This window comes from Agrobacterium sp. O3.4 (assembly GCF_041414895.1).
Classification (GTDB): Bacteria; Pseudomonadota; Alphaproteobacteria; order Rhizobiales; family Rhizobiaceae; genus Agrobacterium; species Agrobacterium cucumeris.
The window spans coordinates 2,098,590-2,114,601 of record NZ_JALPZP010000001.1; the positions used below are offsets into that span (position 1 = coordinate 2,098,590).

General features: G+C 59.2%; 15 protein-coding genes and 1 tRNA gene. 11 read left to right on the forward strand and 5 right to left on the reverse strand.

Features of this window, described 5'->3' with window-relative positions; all coding sequences use genetic code 11:
* Nucleotides 1-31: 31 nt before the first annotated feature.
* Nucleotides 32-106, reverse strand: a tRNA-Thr gene (locus M0412_RS10145).
* Nucleotides 107-261: 155 nt separating this feature from the next.
* Here M0412_RS10145 and M0412_RS10150 point away from each other — a divergent pair.
* The 10 genes from M0412_RS10150 (at nt 262) to M0412_RS10195 (ending at nt 7,115) form a co-directional block, all read left to right on the forward strand.
* Entirely contained in the window at nt 262-528 is a 267-nt protein-coding gene (locus tag M0412_RS10150; RefSeq protein ID WP_269698674.1) for a hypothetical protein, read from the forward strand.
* Between the two features lie 101 nt (nt 529-629).
* Nucleotides 630-1,922, forward strand: coding sequence for a UDP-N-acetylglucosamine 1-carboxyvinyltransferase (gene murA, locus M0412_RS10155; RefSeq protein ID WP_269698675.1), 1,293 nt, complete (start codon nt 630-632; stop codon nt 1,920-1,922).
* A 114-nt stretch (nt 1,923-2,036) separates the two neighbouring features.
* Nucleotides 2,037-2,477, forward strand: a complete 441-nt coding sequence (locus M0412_RS10160; protein ID WP_046800569.1) for a DUF2948 family protein — start codon at nt 2,037-2,039, stop codon at nt 2,475-2,477.
* A 133-nt stretch (nt 2,478-2,610) separates the two neighbouring features.
* Nucleotides 2,611-3,909 (forward strand): histidinol dehydrogenase, encoded by a 1,299-nt coding sequence (hisD, locus tag M0412_RS10165; protein ID WP_269698678.1) that lies wholly within the window; start codon nt 2,611-2,613, stop codon nt 3,907-3,909.
* A 3-nt stretch (nt 3,910-3,912) separates the two neighbouring features.
* Nucleotides 3,913-4,386: a UPF0262 family protein gene (locus tag M0412_RS10170; protein ID WP_142841103.1), complete on the forward strand. Its 474-nt coding sequence runs from the start codon at nt 3,913-3,915 to the stop codon at nt 4,384-4,386.
* A gap of 2 nt (nt 4,387-4,388) precedes the next feature.
* Nucleotides 4,389-4,877, forward strand: a complete 489-nt coding sequence (locus tag M0412_RS10175) for a low molecular weight phosphatase family protein (RefSeq protein ID WP_269698680.1) — start codon at nt 4,389-4,391, stop codon at nt 4,875-4,877.
* Nucleotides 4,878-5,021: 144 nt separating this feature from the next.
* A complete protein-coding gene (infA, locus tag M0412_RS10180) occupies nt 5,022-5,240 on the forward strand; it encodes a translation initiation factor IF-1 (protein ID WP_004432473.1) in 219 nt (72 codons plus the stop codon).
* A gap of 33 nt (nt 5,241-5,273) precedes the next feature.
* Complete coding sequence (locus M0412_RS10185) at nt 5,274-5,897, forward strand: Maf-like protein (RefSeq protein ID WP_142841099.1); 624 nt, start codon at nt 5,274-5,276, stop codon at nt 5,895-5,897.
* A gap of 3 nt (nt 5,898-5,900) precedes the next feature.
* On the forward strand, nt 5,901-6,128 hold the full coding sequence (yacG, locus tag M0412_RS10190; RefSeq protein ID WP_153513162.1) for a DNA gyrase inhibitor YacG: 228 nt from the start codon (nt 5,901-5,903) through the stop codon (nt 6,126-6,128).
* Between the two features lie 150 nt (nt 6,129-6,278).
* Entirely contained in the window at nt 6,279-7,115 is an 837-nt protein-coding gene (locus tag M0412_RS10195) for a DUF6030 family protein (RefSeq protein WP_269698691.1), read from the forward strand.
* A 12-nt stretch (nt 7,116-7,127) separates the two neighbouring features.
* On the opposite strand, the gene galE is transcribed toward M0412_RS10195, so the two are convergent.
* From galE to mscL, 3 genes are all read right to left on the reverse strand, one after another.
* On the reverse strand, nt 7,128-8,159 hold the full coding sequence (gene galE / locus M0412_RS10200; protein WP_269698692.1) for a UDP-glucose 4-epimerase GalE: 1,032 nt from the start codon (nt 8,157-8,159) through the stop codon (nt 7,128-7,130).
* Between the two features lie 327 nt (nt 8,160-8,486).
* A complete protein-coding gene (locus M0412_RS10205; RefSeq protein WP_269698693.1) occupies nt 8,487-9,653 on the reverse strand; it encodes a pyridoxal phosphate-dependent aminotransferase in 1,167 nt (388 codons plus the stop codon).
* Between the two features lie 155 nt (nt 9,654-9,808).
* The gene (gene mscL, locus M0412_RS10210; RefSeq protein ID WP_142841089.1) at nt 9,809-10,237 is read right to left on the reverse strand and encodes a large conductance mechanosensitive channel protein MscL; all 429 of its coding nucleotides are present in this window, start codon (nt 10,235-10,237) and stop codon (nt 9,809-9,811) included.
* Nucleotides 10,238-10,456: 219 nt separating this feature from the next.
* Here mscL and M0412_RS10215 point away from each other — a divergent pair, with 219 nt between their 5' ends.
* Nucleotides 10,457-13,966: a hybrid sensor histidine kinase/response regulator gene (locus M0412_RS10215; RefSeq protein WP_142841087.1), complete on the forward strand. Its 3,510-nt coding sequence runs from the start codon at nt 10,457-10,459 to the stop codon at nt 13,964-13,966.
* Nucleotides 13,967-14,020: 54 nt separating this feature from the next.
* Here the strand turns inward: M0412_RS10215 and M0412_RS10220 are convergent, their stop codons facing one another.
* The gene (locus M0412_RS10220) at nt 14,021-15,868 is read right to left on the reverse strand and encodes a methyl-accepting chemotaxis protein (protein WP_142841085.1); all 1,848 of its coding nucleotides are present in this window, start codon (nt 15,866-15,868) and stop codon (nt 14,021-14,023) included.
* Nucleotides 15,869-16,012 lie beyond the last annotated feature (144 nt).

The following is a 16,012-nucleotide window of genomic DNA, read 5'->3' on the forward strand; positions in this document are numbered from 1 at the left end:
CGTGCGTAATTTCTTGAATCTATGGGAGAAATGGTGCTGCTAGAGAGATTTGAACTCTCGGCCTCTCCCTTACCAAGGGAGTGCTCTACCCCTGAGCTATAGCAGCATCCGGTGCCGAAGCGTGTGCTTCAGCATCAAGCGTGGCGGCCTATTGCCATAGGTTTTTGATGAGCGCAAGTCGCAAAACGATATTCTTCATCAAGCGGGGCAAAAAAGCGTTCCCCCTGTTGAAAAATGTATTTTTCGGATATTGCTGAATTTATGAACGAACATCATGACAAACAGGCGAAGGCTGGGGTTTCCGTGGAGGCTTCCGCAGAGCCGTCCGCCTTGGCGGCTAACGGCAATGCGCAGGCTGGCCCTGGCGAGAAGGCGCGGCAGCGCGAAGCGGAGCGCAAGGCGCGGGCGGCCAAGAAGCTTCGTGAAAACCTTCTGAAGCGTAAACAGCAGGTTCGTGCGCGCCGCGCCGGCGATGCGGACGATACAATCGGTCTGCCTGCCGCAAAAACGGACGAATCATCCTCATAGAGAATTCATCAGCATAAATTGAAACGCCGCGGAAATTCGTCTAAGGACGCGCCTTTCCGCAAGGCATGATAAGAAAGGCGGGCACAGGCCCGTAGGGACGCATGGATCGCATCAGAATTACGGGTGGCAACAAGCTTAACGGCATCATTCCCATCTCCGGCGCAAAAAACGCCGCCTTGCCGTTGATGATCGCATCGCTTCTGACCAGCGACACGCTGACGCTCGAAAACGTGCCGCATCTGGCCGATGTTGAACAGCTCATCCGTATTCTCGGCAATCACGGCGTCGATATTTCCGTCAATGGCCGCCGCGAAAGCCAGGGCGAAGCCTATTCCCGCACCGTCCATTTCACCTGCCGCACCGTGGTCGATACGACGGCCCCTTATGAGCTGGTTTCCAAGATGCGCGCCAGCTTCTGGGTCATCGGCCCGCTTCTGGCCCGTGAAGGCCGCGCCCGCGTTTCCCTGCCTGGCGGTTGCGCCATCGGCACGCGCCCGGTTGATCTGTTTATTGAGGGCCTCGAGGCGCTCGGCGCGACGATGGAAATCGACGGCGGCTACATCAACGCCACGGCCCCCAAGGGTGGCCTGATCGGCGCGGTTTATACTTTCCCGAAAGTCTCCGTCGGCGCAACACATGTGATGTTGATGGCCGCGAGCCTTGCCCGCGGCACCACCGTCATTCACAACGCGGCCCGCGAGCCGGAAGTGGTCGATCTGGCGCAGTGCCTCACCGCCATGGGCGCGAAGATCGAAGGTGCGGGCACCTCCACCATCACCATCGAGGGCGTCACCTCGCTTTCCGGCGCGCGCCACCGGGTTCTGCCTGATCGTATCGAGACCGGCACCTATGCCATGGCGGTTGCCATGGCCGGCGGTGACGTGGTGCTGGAAGGCACGCGCGCTTCGCTGCTCGACAATGCGCTCGATACGCTGCGGCTTGCGGGTGTGACGATCAGCGAGACCGAGACCGGCCTTCGCGTGGTGCGCAACGGCAATGGCATCCAGCCGGTCGATGTTGTCACCGAGCCCTTCCCCGGCTTCCCCACCGATCTGCAGGCGCAGTTCATGGCGCTGATGACCCGCTCGCAGGGCGTTTCCCACATTACCGAAACCATCTTCGAAAACCGCTTCATGCATGTGCAGGAACTGGCCCGCCTCGGCGCGAAGATTTCGCTCTCCGGCCAGATGGCCCGCATTGAGGGCGTCTCCCGCCTGAAGGGTGCGCCCGTGATGGCGACCGATCTGCGCGCCTCCGTCTCGCTGGTCATTGCCGGTCTGGTGGCGGAAGGCGAGACCATGGTTTCGCGTGTCTACCATCTCGATCGCGGTTTCGAGCGCCTCGAAGAAAAGCTTACCCGCTGCGGCGCACTGGTCGAACGCGTCAGCGATTGATCCTTTCATTGCCGCTCATCCGGTTCCTACCCGTTGCAGAGCGGGCCTCGACTGCCTATTTCCAGTACAAGAAATAGACATTGCGGCCCGTGGCCCGCGGAAAAGGAAAAAATGATGAGCGGCCTGAAATTGCTCGCGCTGGATACTGAAGATCTCTCCGTCATCTCGACGCATATGCAGGACAGCGTCTTTAAACTGAAAGACGTTGCCTTCGAGCCGAAGCATGGCCAGTTCACGCTTTCCGCCAATCGTTTCGTGTGGGAAAGCGCCGACAAGAAGAACCTGCCGCCGGAACGCTGCCGCAGCGTGGTTTTCCTCAAGCGGGTATCCGCCGTGCGCTCCTATGGCATCAACCGCACCGACAAGGAGCAGGTCCTGTCGCTTCTCGCCATCCGCTTCGTGCAGAATGGCGAAGGGCCGGATGGAGCCGTTGAGCTGACGCTTTCGGGCGGCGGCGCCATTGCGCTCGATGTCGAATGCATCGAGGCGCAGCTGACCGATGTGAGCGGCGCATGGGAAACCGCCGCCAAACCGCATCACCCCGATAGCGAATAAACACTCCACACCGTCGCAACGGTTGCCTTTCGTCACCGTTTCGATTTATGCCACATACCAGAGCCGCGATTATTGCGCGGCGAGTTCGTGAACCTCGCGGCATCGTCCGCGGGGACAATGAAAGGGTAATGGCGTGGCAATCTGGCTGGAGCAGGCATCGGCTGATTTCGAACAGAAATTCGCAGCCTTCCTGACAACCAAGAGGGAAGTTTCCGAAGACGTCAATGCGACGGTTCGCGACATCATCAACGATGTCCGTCAGCGTGGCGATGCGGCCCTTGCCCATTATTCCCAAAAATTCGACGGCCTCGATTTTACCAAGGTGTCAATGCGGGTGACGGCGGATGAAATCGATGCCGCCTATTCGGCGGTCGACAAAAACATCATCGAAGCCCTCGAACTCGCGGCCCGGCGCATTGAAAAACACCACGCGCGGCAGATGCCGAAGGACGACATCTACGAAGACGATATTGGTGTGGGTCTCGGCTCGCGCTGGACGGCCATCGAGGCTGTCGGCCTTTATGTGCCTGGTGGTACCGCCAGCTATCCCAGCTCTGTCCTGATGAATGCCGTACCGGCAAAGGTCGCCGGCGTGGAGCGCATCGTCATGGTCGTGCCGGCCAATGGCGGCGTGATAAACCCCGCGGTTCTTGCTGCGGCGCGTATCGCCGGTGTTGAGGAAATCTATCGCATCGGCGGCGCGCAGGCCGTCGCAGCCCTTGCCTATGGCACGGAAACCATCGCGCCGGTCGCCAAGATCGTCGGCCCCGGCAATGCCTATGTGGCCGCAGCAAAGCGGCAAGTCTTCGGCACCGTTGGTATCGACATGATCGCCGGACCTTCCGAAGTGCTCGTCATCGCCGACAGGGACAATGATCCGGACTGGCTGGCCGCCGATCTTCTGGCGCAGGCGGAGCATGATCGTGGGGCGCAATCCATCCTCATCACCGACAATGCCGAACTGGGCAAGGCGGTGGAAGCAGCCGTCGAACGGCAGTTGAAGCGCCTCTCGCGCGCCGAAACGGCGGCGGCGAGCTGGGCCGATTTCGGCGCGATCATTCTGGTTGAGAAGCTCACCGACGCCATTCCGCTGGCCAACCGCATCGCCGCCGAACATCTGGAACTCGCCGTCGACGATCCGGATGCGCTGATGACCCACATCCGCAATGCCGGTGCCATCTTCGTTGGGCGTCATACACCTGAGGTGATCGGCGATTATGTCGGCGGCTCCAACCATGTTCTGCCGACGGCGCGCTCGGCGCGCTTCTCCTCCGGGCTTTCGGTGCTGGATTTCGTCAAGCGCACCTCGATCCTGCGGCTTGGGCCAGAGCAGTTGCGCCAGCTTGCACCGGCAGCAATCACCCTTGCGCGTTCGGAAGGGCTGGATGCGCACGCGCGCTCGGTCTCCATTCGCCTCAATCCGGAAAGTTAAGCGATGGCTTCAGGCGATTTCCGGCTCTGCGATGTGGTTCTGGACGATAGTATCGGCCGGTCCACGCCTGACGTGGAGCATGAACGCGCCGTCGCCATTTTCGACCTGATCGAGGAAAACACCTTTGAGCCGGCGGGCCACGATGGCGGACCATACCGGCTGCATATTTCGCTTGTTGATGCCAAGCTGGTTTTCGCGATCAAGACCGAAGACGAAAAAGACGTCTCGACCCATATTCTGTCGCTGACGCCGTTCCGCCGCATCATCAAGGATTATTTCCTGATCTGCGAAAGCTATTATGAGGCGATCCGCTCCTCTACGCCCAGTCAGATCGAGGCAATCGACATGGGCCGGCGCGGCATTCACAATGACGGCTCGCAGACCCTGATGGACCGGCTGTCCGGCAAAATCACGGTGGATTTCGATACGGCGCGCCGCCTCTTTACCCTTGTCTGCGTGCTCTATTGGCGGGGTTAGAGATGAGCGATCCTGCCGCAGCGCCAAACGAGGGACGAGCGCCCAAATCGGTCCTCTTCATGTGCGGCATGAACTCCATCCGTTCCCCCATGGCGGAAGTCATCGCCAAACGGCTGGTCGCGCCCGGCATTTACATCCAGTCGGCTGGCGTGCGGGCCGGCGAGCGCGACCCCTTCGTGGATGCAGTGCTGGAAGAGCAGGGATTTTCGCTCGGCAAACACAAACCGCGCACGCTGGACGAGATCGAGGATGATTTTTTCGATCTGATCATTACATTAACGCCGGAAGCCCATCACGCAGCGCTTGAATTGACGCGCTCGAATTCGCTCGATGTGGTCTATTGGCCGACAATGGATCCGACGGTGATCACAGGCACACGCGAACAGATTCTCGACGCCTATCGCGACGTGCGGGACCATCTGTCGAAACTTATTTCGGAACGCCTGCCGGGGCGGCAGCAGCCGGTGGCGGATACGCTTTCAAAAGAGTGAAAATGGCCGCTGCCTCATGAAAATCATTACTGATTTTCAAGCCAATGCTTTAGAGGTTCACAAATGTGCCGGGATTGTGTAGTTTCCGCGCAATTTTCCCGGACAGGACATGTCCGGCACTATCAACAGGAAGAAAACCCTTACATGACAAAAGAAGAAGTCCTTGAATTCCCGGGCATCGTAACCGAATTGCTGCCGAACGCAACATTCCGCGTGAAGCTTGAGAACGAACACGAAATCATCGCCCACACCGCGGGCCGCATGCGCAAGAACCGTATCCGCGTTCTGGCCGGCGACAAGGTACTGGTTGAAATGACGCCTTACGACCTGACCAAGGGCCGCATCACCTATCGCTTCAAGTAATCCGTTTTCGGCATCGGACGCCCGGGCAGCGCAATGACAAACTCAAAACAAAAGCTCGTTCTGGCATCCGGCTCACCGCGGCGTCTGGAACTGTTGCATCAGATCGGCATCGAGCCGGCACGCCTGATGCCGATGGATATCGACGAGACGCCTGCGAAGCTTGAGCATCCGCGCACGCTGTGTCGTCGTCTGTCGCTGCAGAAGGCCGAAGCGGCGCATGCCGCGCTCAAGAGCGAGCAGACGTGGAAAGACGCCTATGTTCTCGGCTCCGACACCGTCGTGGCCGTGGGCCGTCGCATCGTCGGCAAGGCGGAATATACCGAAGACGCCTCGGCAGCGCTGCATCTTCTCTCGGGACGTAGCCATTGGGTCTATACCGGCATCTGCCTTGTGATACCTGGCGGCAAAATCCGTCAGAAGGTGGTGGAAACCAAGGTGCGCTTCAAACGCCTCTCGACGCGCGAAATCGACGCCTACATCGCCTCCGGGCAATGGCGCGGCAAAGCAGGTGCCTATGGCATTCAGGGCATTGCCGGCGCATTCGTGCAGAAATTGACCGGTTCCTACACCAACGTCGTCGGCCTGCCGCTTTACGAGACCATGTCGCTCTTGTCCGGTGAAGGATTTGAGGTGACATCGGGCTGGCTCGAGGGATAGACCATGGCAAAACCCTCCACTGAAGGCGCCGGTAACGTCACGCCGCTCCGTAAATCCCAGCCGTGCCCGGAATGCGGGCGGCCCTCGACACGCGACGATTATCCGTTCTGTTCGGATCGCTGCCGCTCGCTCGATCTTGCCCGCTGGCTGAATGGCTCCTACGCCATTCCGGTCGCAGACGATGAAAGCAGCGCCGGCGGGCAGGACACGGGTAAAAATACATCCGAATAACACCACCCACCGCCGGAGATTCCGGCGGTGGATTGCATGATATATTTTTTTGAGCTTCCACTTACATCCATATTCACAGGGCTGAAAACGGCCCGAAAATCCATATCAAGAAAGGCTGCCGCCCTACCCCGGTAGCCATAGGGTCCTGCGATGGACGCGAGCCTGCAAAAAAGAGTAAGCCATGGCGCGCTGCTGTTTGCGGTGCTGGCCGTTTGCCTCGCCATATTGGCGACGGTGCTGCTTGCCAACGATAAGAAGCACCTCAGGAGCCTGCTGACCTATTTCAATCTGGCGCCTGCCATCTATTCCGCCGAGCCGCCGCCCAAAGTGAAACCCGTCAAGCGGCAAAAGCTCGCGGCCACGAAGGTCTATCTGCCGCCTCATCTATTGAAATTCGAGAAAACCGGCGACAGGGCATCTTTCGCACGCGATTTCGTGCTTTCCGGCAAGGACCTCTGTGACCGTTTCGCCGCCGAGGGTTTTTCCAACCGACAAGGCTGGCACGCAAGCCCGGTGAATATCCGCAACTTCGAATGCATGGCCGACCTTGCCGAAGGGAATGCGGCGACGCCCGCCGAACGGGCATCGCTGTTCCTTGAGATCAGGGGAGAGCCGTCCGGCGAAATCAGATCCATCCGAATGAAGGCTGTGGCGCCTGAGACGCCTGGTGGTGCCGCCATTAAAGCAAAGCTTGACGATGCGCTGGCCCTGATTATCGGGCAAACCCGCTGGAGCGACCTTGCCGCCATGCTTGAACCGGCACGCGGGATGCAGCCCTATCAGGCACAGCATTTCGGCATTTCGGTCTCCGTCAAGCCGGAGCCGACCGCGCCGCATCGCATGAACGTAATTTTGCTCGCGAATGAACAGTCGCCGGGGCTGAAGCTGACGCGCCGTTTTTTCGACAGGGAGCGATGGCTTCCGGCCGCCAGCGTTTCGGATCGGCCGGTCGTCTATCCTTCCGTCAAGAACAACGCTATCCGCTGATGCGGAACCTGCTCAGCCTATCGCTGCCAGCTTGCGCCGGACCGGGGGAATTCTGTCGCTTTGCTGCGCCTGGCGCTTGGCTTCCCACTGAAGAGCGGTGCGAACGATGATCGCCAGATCGTTGAAACGCGGACGCCAACCCAGCTCCGACTGAATACGGGTGGAATCCGCTACCATCGCCGCAATATCACCCGGCCGGCGCGGGCAATGGATGACCGGGAAATCCTGCTCCGATTCCTGCCGCACCGCGTGCAGCACATCCAGCACCGAATAACCGACGCCATAACCGCAATTCAAGGTTCGGGTGCCGCCACCGGCGCGCAGATGCGCCATGGCCAGCATATGCGCATCGATCAGATCGCTAACATGGATATAGTCGCGAACGCCCGTGCCGTCAGCGGTCGGATAGTCCGTTCCATAGACCTCAACCCGAGCCCGACGGCCGGTTGCGGCCTCGCAGGCGACCTTGATGAGGTTTGGCACGCCCGTTGGAGAAGGACCAGCACGACCCTGCGGATCGGCTCCGGCGACATTGAAATAACGCAGCGCCACATAATTGAAATCATGCGCCTGCACGACGTCGCGCAGCATGATTTCAGAGGCGAGTTTCGACAGGCCATAGGGATTTTCAGGGCTCAGGATCGCCGTTTCCGGCACCGGGCCATCAAAAGGCTGGTTCCCATAGACGGCGGCTGTCGACGAAAAGATGAAATTGCGAATGCCATGGGCGACGGCTGCAGCGACAAGGGCGCGGGTCGTACCGGTATTGTTTTCGTAATATTCGAGCGGACGGCTGATCGATTCAGGAACGCTGAGGGAGCCGGCAAAGTGGAAAATGGTCTCGATCTGGTTTTCTTCGAAAATCTGGTCGAGCAAGGTGCGATCGGCCGCATCCCCCAGATAGAAACGTGCAGCCGGCGCGACAGCCCAGCGAGACCCCGTGGAAAGCCGGTCGACAACAACAACCTCTTCCCCGGCATCGAGCAGAGCCCACACCATGTGGCTTCCTATGTAACCTGCTCCACCCGTGACCAGAACAGCCATGACTTTACTTCCCTGTTTGCTTTTCTTGAGCCCATCAAAGCCAATAATTCTTCATCATTGATTACTTGCACAGCAAATACGCGACCCAGCCCTCAGCCCTCTGAAAAGGTGGCTTACGATTGGTTAGCGCAATGAAGTGCTTTTTATTTATTAGATGAAAATGTTCTCATAAAAGGAACAGAAAGCGCATAGCACAGAAAAGCCCGCACGTCGATGGTTACGCCGTGGGGTTGTAGTTTTGGAGCTTCACTGTGATTTTTTGAGCAAATGTACCTGTCGCGGGGATGTACCAACGCGACAGGCAAACATTGCAGGGAAGACCGAAACCTACCTGCCGAGGATGTAAGCCGCCAGCCGATCGGCTGCATCTTCTATCTGCCTGGGGTTGCGCAGGAAACAGGCGCGTAGAAACAGCTCGCCCCCCGGGCCGAATGCCGTGCCGGGTGCAAGGCCTACGCCGGTTTTATCAACGATATCCAGCGCCGTGGCGCGGCTGTCCGTGACACCGTCTATCTTGAGGAAGGCGTAAAGAGCGCCATCCGGCTTCAGCGTTTCAACCCGGTTCGTTGCAATCAGCGCATCGCAGAGAATATCGCGGGACGCCAGGGCACGTTCGTAGTTTTCGCGAATGAAGCCGTCACCCTGATCGAGGGCTGCGACTGCACCACGCTGCATGAACTGCGCGACGCCCGATGTGGAATATTGAATGAGGTTTTCGATGACCTGGCCAATGGCCGGCGGCGCTGCAAGCCAGCCGACACGCCAGCCGGTCATCGACCAGTTCTTCGAGAAGGAATTGGCGAAGACGATCTTGTCGTCCGGCTCCATGATGTCGAGGAACGAAGGCGCGCGGGTGCCGGCATAGTGATAGAGCGCGTAAATCTCGTCCGCGACGATCCAGAGATCGTGTTTGCGGGCAAGCGCCAGAACATCGCGAAGATTGTCGCGCGTCGCGGTCCAACCGGTCGGGTTGGAAGGCGTGTTGATGAAAAGCGCCTTGGTCTTGCCGGTGATGGCGCTTTCCAGCTTGCCGATATCGAGGTCCCAGCGACCGTCACGGAAATCAATACCGACCGGAACCGCCTTTGCGCCCGCCACGCCGATGGCGGCGACGATATTGGGCCAGGTGGGTGAAAGATACACCATCTCGTCGCCCGGCGAAGTCAGCGCCTGCACGGCAAGCACAATCGCCTGCATACCGGACCCGGTGACGTAAAAATGTTCCGGCGGCAGCGATGCCGCAAAATGCCGTTCGTAATAGCGGCTGAATGCCTGGCGCAGTTCGGGAATGCCGCGCTGCCAGGTGTAGAAGGTTTCGCCATTGTTCAGCCCATCAATCGCAGCCTGATTGATGAAGTCCGGGCTCGGCAGATCGCCTTCGCCGACCCAGAGCGGCAGGAGATTATCCCGCCCCCGGGCATAATTCACAACCTCAACGATGCCGCTCTCGGGAGCCGCCAGAGAGCGTGCACTCAGACTGTTCAAAATGGACATTAAAGACACTCCGTTTGGTGCCTTCTTATCGCATCGAACCGGCCATATGCATGATATTCCGTGAGGCGAACATGGATTTTCTTTATGGATCGATCCCCGGCGCAAGTGAGCCGTCCGCGCAGGTCAGCAAAACCAGGCCGGGGATAATGTCGGTCTCAGCGCGTCTTGAGCAGATCGCGGATTTCGGTGAGAAGCTTGACATCTTCCGGCGGCGGCGCCGCTTCCGTCTTTTCTTCGGCCTTCTTGGTTTCTACCGAAGCGCGAAGCCTGTTGACGCCCTTGACCATCAGGAAAATGATCCAGGCGAGGATGAGGAAGTTGATGAGAACGGTCAGAAAGTTGCCATAAGCAAAGACGGCACCCTGATCACGGGCAGCGGCGAGCGAGGGGGCGGTGACGCCGGAACTCAGCGGCAGGAAGTAGTTCGAGAAATCGAAGCCGCCAAAAATTGCGCCGACGATCGGCATGATGAGATCGTTGACGACGGAATCAACGATCTTGCTGAAAGCCGCACCGATGATGACACCGACGGCCAGATCCATGACATTGCCGCGGGCAATGAAGGTTTTAAATTCGTTTAGCATCCAGATTGTCCCTCTCTCCTGCTTCGAAAGCTGAAGCTATGTGACTGTCCCTACACGCTCAACCATATAGGTTCCCCTTCGCATTTGGAATTCGTCAAGATTGCATTTGTTAGCTTTTTTGCACGCTCGTCTTGAACTTTATGATCAGACCGCGCTCATTCTCAACGGCATGGAATTCGCCTATGCTCATATCAGGGAATTCTTGCATGGGGAGGACGCGTGCTTCCTGGGTGGATCATATTCGGTTCGGCCTTCGCTTATGTCCTGCTGCTGTTTGCGGTTGCAAGCTTCGGGGATAGAAACAGCCGGGAAAGAAACGCCCCTAAGAAGGGGCGGCCGTTCGTTTATGCGCTGAGCCTGGCGATCTATTGCACCTCCTGGACCTATTTCGGCGGCGTCGGGCTTGCGGCGGACAAGGGGCTGGAGTTCCTCGGCATCTATACCGGGCCGATCCTTGCCTTCACCATCGGCATGCCGATCATTCGCCGAATCGTCGAGCTGGCCAAAACGGAAAAGCTGACATCGGTTGCGGATTTCATCGCCGCCCGTTACGGCAAGAACTCCACCGTGGCGATGATCGTCGCCGTCATCGCGCTTGTCGGCGCCATTCCCTATATTGCCCTGCAGTTGAAAGCCGTTTCCAATTCGGTGGCGACGATGGTCGATCCCGGTGACTATGGCATTGGCAGCGGCAATCTCTATTTCCTCGATCTGCCGCTGGTCGTCACCATCGTCATGGCCGGTTTCGCCGTCATGTTCGGCACCCGCCACACCGATGCGACAGAACATCAGGACGGGCTCATCCTGGCGATCTCGATGGAGTCGCTGGTCAAGCTGGTCGCAATGTGTACCGTCGGCTTTTACGTGCTGTTTGTCCTTTTCGACGGGCCTGTGCATCTGTGGCGGCTCGCCACGGAGAATGAACAGGCCATGCGGGCCATATCCTATCACACGCCCGTCAGCCGCTGGATCGTCATGACCCTGCTGTCCGGCTTTGCCATCATCCTGCTGCCGCGCCAGTTCCACGTCACCGTGGTGGAAAACCGCACGCCGGAAGAATTGCGCATGGCGGGTTTCCTGCTGCCGCTCTATCTCATCGCCATCAACATCTTCGTGCTGCCGATCGCGCTCGCGGGCATTCTGACGCTCGGCGCAAACGGCAGCGCCGATCTCTATGTCCTGCAACTGCCGCTTACGCATCAGATGCCGGTCGTATCCCTCATCACCTTCATCGGCGGGTTTTCGGCGGCGACCGCAATGGTTATCGTCGCCTCGGTGGCGCTGTCGATCATGATTTCCAACGACATCGTCATGCCGATCTTTCTGCGGCAGAAGCTGTTGAACCGCTCGCCGCACCGGGACAATTTCGCCAAAACACTGCTCAACATCCGCAGAACGGCGATCTTCGCGGTGATGCTGCTGGGTTACTTTTATTATCGCGCTGCCGACAGCGCGACAGGGCTTGCCTCCATCGGCTTCCTGGCATTCGCCGCCATCGCCCAGATGGCCCCTGCCCTTTTCGGCGGCCTGTTCTGGCGGCGGGCCAATGCGCGCGGTGCAATTGCCGGCCTCAGTTCAGGTTTTTTCGTCTGGGCCTATCTGCTGTTTCTGCCGAGCTTCGGCGGGCCTGACAATTCCGAAGTGGCCGCGAATATTCTCGGTTTCCTGTTTTCCGGCAGCACCGTCTTCAACGGACCGGAAGCCGATCCTTTCGTGAATGCCGTCATCCTCAGCCTGCTCGTCAACAGCATGGCCTTCGTGCTCGGCTCGTTGTCGCGCAACCCGCGGCCGGTGGAGCGCATCCAGTCCGGCATTTTCGTCAAGCGCCACTCGAAATCGCAATTCGCCACACGCGGCTGGAAAACCCGGGTCAGTGTCGGCGACCTCAAAAGCGCGATTGCCCGTTATCTCGGCGAAGAGCGCATGCTGCGTTCACTCGCGACCTATGAGAAGACGGCGGGCCGGAAGCTCAATGACGACCAGCCAGCGGATATGGCGCTGATCCATTTTTCCGAACAATTGCTGGGCAGCGCCATCGGCTCCTCCTCTGCCCGCCTTGTGCTTTCCATCATTCTCCAGAAGGCGGAAGATACCAGCGCAGACACAGCCTGGCTGCTCGATCAGGCGAGTGAAGCCCTGCAATATAATCAGGACATGCTGCAAACGGCGCTGGCGCAGATGGACCAGGGCATCGCTGTTTTCGACAGCTCGCAGCAGCTGACCATCTGGAACCGGCGCTTCCGCACCCTGCTGGATCTGCCGGAACAATTCGGCCAGGTGGGCGTGCCGCTGACGGATATCGTCTCGATGCTGCAGGAACGTGGCGACATGCCCGCCGGAGATACGGACGAGCTGATCACCAGTTTCCTGACCATGGACCTGCCCTTCTCGCTGGTGCTGGCCGGCGGCGAGCGCATCATCGAAGTGCGCTCCAACACCATGCCGGACAAAGGCATCGTCGCCACCTTCACCGACATCACGCAACGGGTAGCGAGCGATCAGGCGCTGAAACAGGCCAACGAGACCCTGGAGCAGCGGGTGGCGGAACGAACCGTCGAACTTACCCGCGTCAACCGCGAACTGGCGGAGGCACGGGCATCGGCCGACGAGGCGAATATCGGCAAGACGCGGTTCTTCGCCGCCGCCGGTCACGACATTCTCCAGCCACTCAATGCAGCGCGCCTTTATTCCTCCTCGCTTGTCGAACGGCTTGGCGCCTCGGGAGAAAGTGACCTCGTCCACAATATCGATTCAGCGCTCGAATCGGTCGAAACCATTCTCGGCGCGGTTCTCGACATTTCCCGTCTAGACACCGGCTCGATGAAAGCGCGCATGACATCCGTGCCGCTGAATGAGCTGCTGAAACGCATCGAAACCGATTTCGCACCGATGGCGCAGGAAAAGAACCTCGACCTCGTGGTCATGCCCACTTCGCTCACGGTCCGTTCCGACCCCAATCTCCTGCGGAGGCTCGTGCAGAATCTGGTCTCGAACGCCATCAAATATACGCTGAAAGGCAAGGTCGTGGTCGGTGCCCGCCGCCGGGGCGGCGAAGTCGTCATTCAGGTGACGGATTCCGGCATCGGTATTCCCGCATCCAAATTCCGCACCGTCTTCAAGGAATTCGCCCGACTGGACGAAGGCGCAAAAACGGCATCCGGGCTCGGGCTCGGGCTTTCCATTGTCGACCGGCTGTCGCGCATGCTGCACCATCCCGTGCAGCTGATATCGACGCCCGGCAAGGGTACGACCTTCCGCATTCATCTGCCGCGTGAATCAGACCGCGTTGCGCCGTCCAAATCGGGTGGCGCGGTCAGCAATGCGGCGGCGAGCGACCGCCTCCAGGGGGTGCGGGTCCTGTGCATCGATAATGAGCCGAAAATCCTCGAGGGCATGACATTGTTGCTGACGGGGTGGGGCTGTGAGGTTCTGCCGGCAGGTTCGGTGGCGACGCTGGAAGAACCGTTCCTGAAACTGACGGCAGCGCCTGATGTCATCATCGCCGATTACCATCTCGATGATGGTGACGGCATCAGCGCCATCCGCCTCATCCGGACTTTCTACGGCAAGACGATCCCTGCCCTGCTGGTGACGGCGGATCGCAGCCCGGAGGTGCGCAGCGATGCCGAAAAATACGGGATTTCCGTTCAGCACAAGCCGGTCAAACCGGCGGCGCTGCGCGCCTATATCAACCAGATATCCAGCACGGCACGGGCGGCGGCGGAATAAAAAAACTCCCGGACCTTGCGATGCGGGAGTCTTTGATTTTGCAAATTGGGGATATCAGGCAGCCCGGTTCAATCGATCCCTGCCCGCCGCCGAACCCTGCTCCATCTGGAAACGCTGGACGAGATCGAGCAAGGCCTCCACCTCGCCGGAGAGCACCCGGCTCGCCGCACTCGACTGTTCGGCAAGGGCTGCATTCTGCTGCGTCATCTGGTCCATCTGGTTGACGGAACCGTTGACGTTGTGAAGCGCGGAAGACTGGTCCTGCGTTGCCGTTGCGATGGTTTCGACATGCTGGCTGACGGTGACGATCTGCTGGCTGATGGCGGAAAGAACCGTGCCCGCCTCCTGCACCAGCTTCGATCCGGTGCTGACTTCGTGCGTCGACTGGTTGATGAGCTGCTTGATTTCGCGGGCTGCATCGGCGGAACGTTGCGCCAATTCACGCACTTCCTGCGCCACTACGGCAAAACCCTTGCCCGCCTCACCCGCACGCGCTGCCTCGATGCCGGCATTGAGCGCAAGGAGATTGGTCTGGAAGGCGATATCGTCGATGACCTCGATGATCTGCTCGATCTTGCGGGAAGCGCCTTCGATGCGGCCCATGGCATCAACGGCATTGCTGACGACCGAGCCGGAACTATCGGCGCTCTGCTTGGTAATGCGAACGGCCTCATTGGCCTCCCGTGCCCGCTCGGCCGACGATCTGACCGTCGCGGTGATTTCCTCGACGGCGGCGGCGGTCTCTTCCAGCGAGGCTGCCTGATTTTCGGTGCGCTTCGACAGGTCAACCGACGACTGCTCGATTTCAAAGCCGCTATGCTGGATGATCAGCGTCCGCTCACGGATCTGCCCCAGCGCATCGCGAAGGTTGAGCAGGGAACCGTTGAAATCCGTGCGCAGCCGGTCCAGACGGCCGGTGAAAGGTGTCTCGATCGTACGGCTGAGATCGCCACGCGAAAGCCTGCCGAGACCGGACGCGATCTCACTCACCGCAAATTCGATCTGGCTATCCAGCTCCTGCTTTTCAGCGTCGTTGCGGTGGCGTTCGGATTCCGCCACGGAGCGCTCATCGGCGCTTCGTCCTTCGATGGCCAGTTTCTCAAGCGCATTCTCGCGGAAAATCACCAGCGCACGGGCGATATTGCCGAATTCGTTGGTATTGGTGGCATAGGGGATTGGCGTGTCGAGATTACCGTCAGAAAGAGACTTTACCGCATCGGTCAGCTTGCCCAGCGGCTTCAGAGTGCGCCTGATGACGAAATAGGCGAGCAGCCCGACGCCAACCATGGCCAGCGCGCCGCAGATCAGCATCAGGTCGCGCAGGCCGAATATCTGGGCTTCGTAGACGGCCATGGGAACGCCGACGAAGAGAATACCGACGGTGGCGCCGGTCTTGTTGGTAACCGGCATGTAACCGGTCATGTAGTTGACGCCGAAAAGCGTGGCAGGGCCGAAATAGGCTTCACCCTTGCTGACTTTTTCGAAAGCAGGATGATCGGTGGCAAGCTTGGTGCCCGCCGCGCGCTCGCCCTTTTCATTTTTCAGATTGGTGGTCATACGGACATATTCACCGGCCTTGGTTTCAAAAACCGTGGCGATGCCGCCGTTTCCGGCTGCCGTGCGGTCGACGAGGTCGTTGTCGCGCAATGTCCCGATACTGGCGCGGCCGACACTCTTCAGCTCTCCATCCCCCATGTCGAGGGTGACGCCACCAACCTTCATCTCGTAAAGGATAGCCATGCTACGCATCGCGCTGTTGGTATCGCGCAGCGCCGTGGTGATGATATTGTCTTTCAGGCGCATGAAGGTGGAAAAACCAACTGCGGCCACACTGAGCATGATCAAGCCGATTGTCAGCGCGACGACCTTGCTCGCAACGGTCTTAAAGAGCCGGTTGTGCATGAAACAGTTCCCCAAAGCCAAACTTATAAAAGTTCTAGTTGGCAACTGTTAAAAAAGAGCGAAGTGCCGATGGCACCTTTTAGGGGTGCAATTGCAAGGGCTGAGCCAGCCTGGCTTAACGGGACGGGAAAGCTCCGTCCGCGA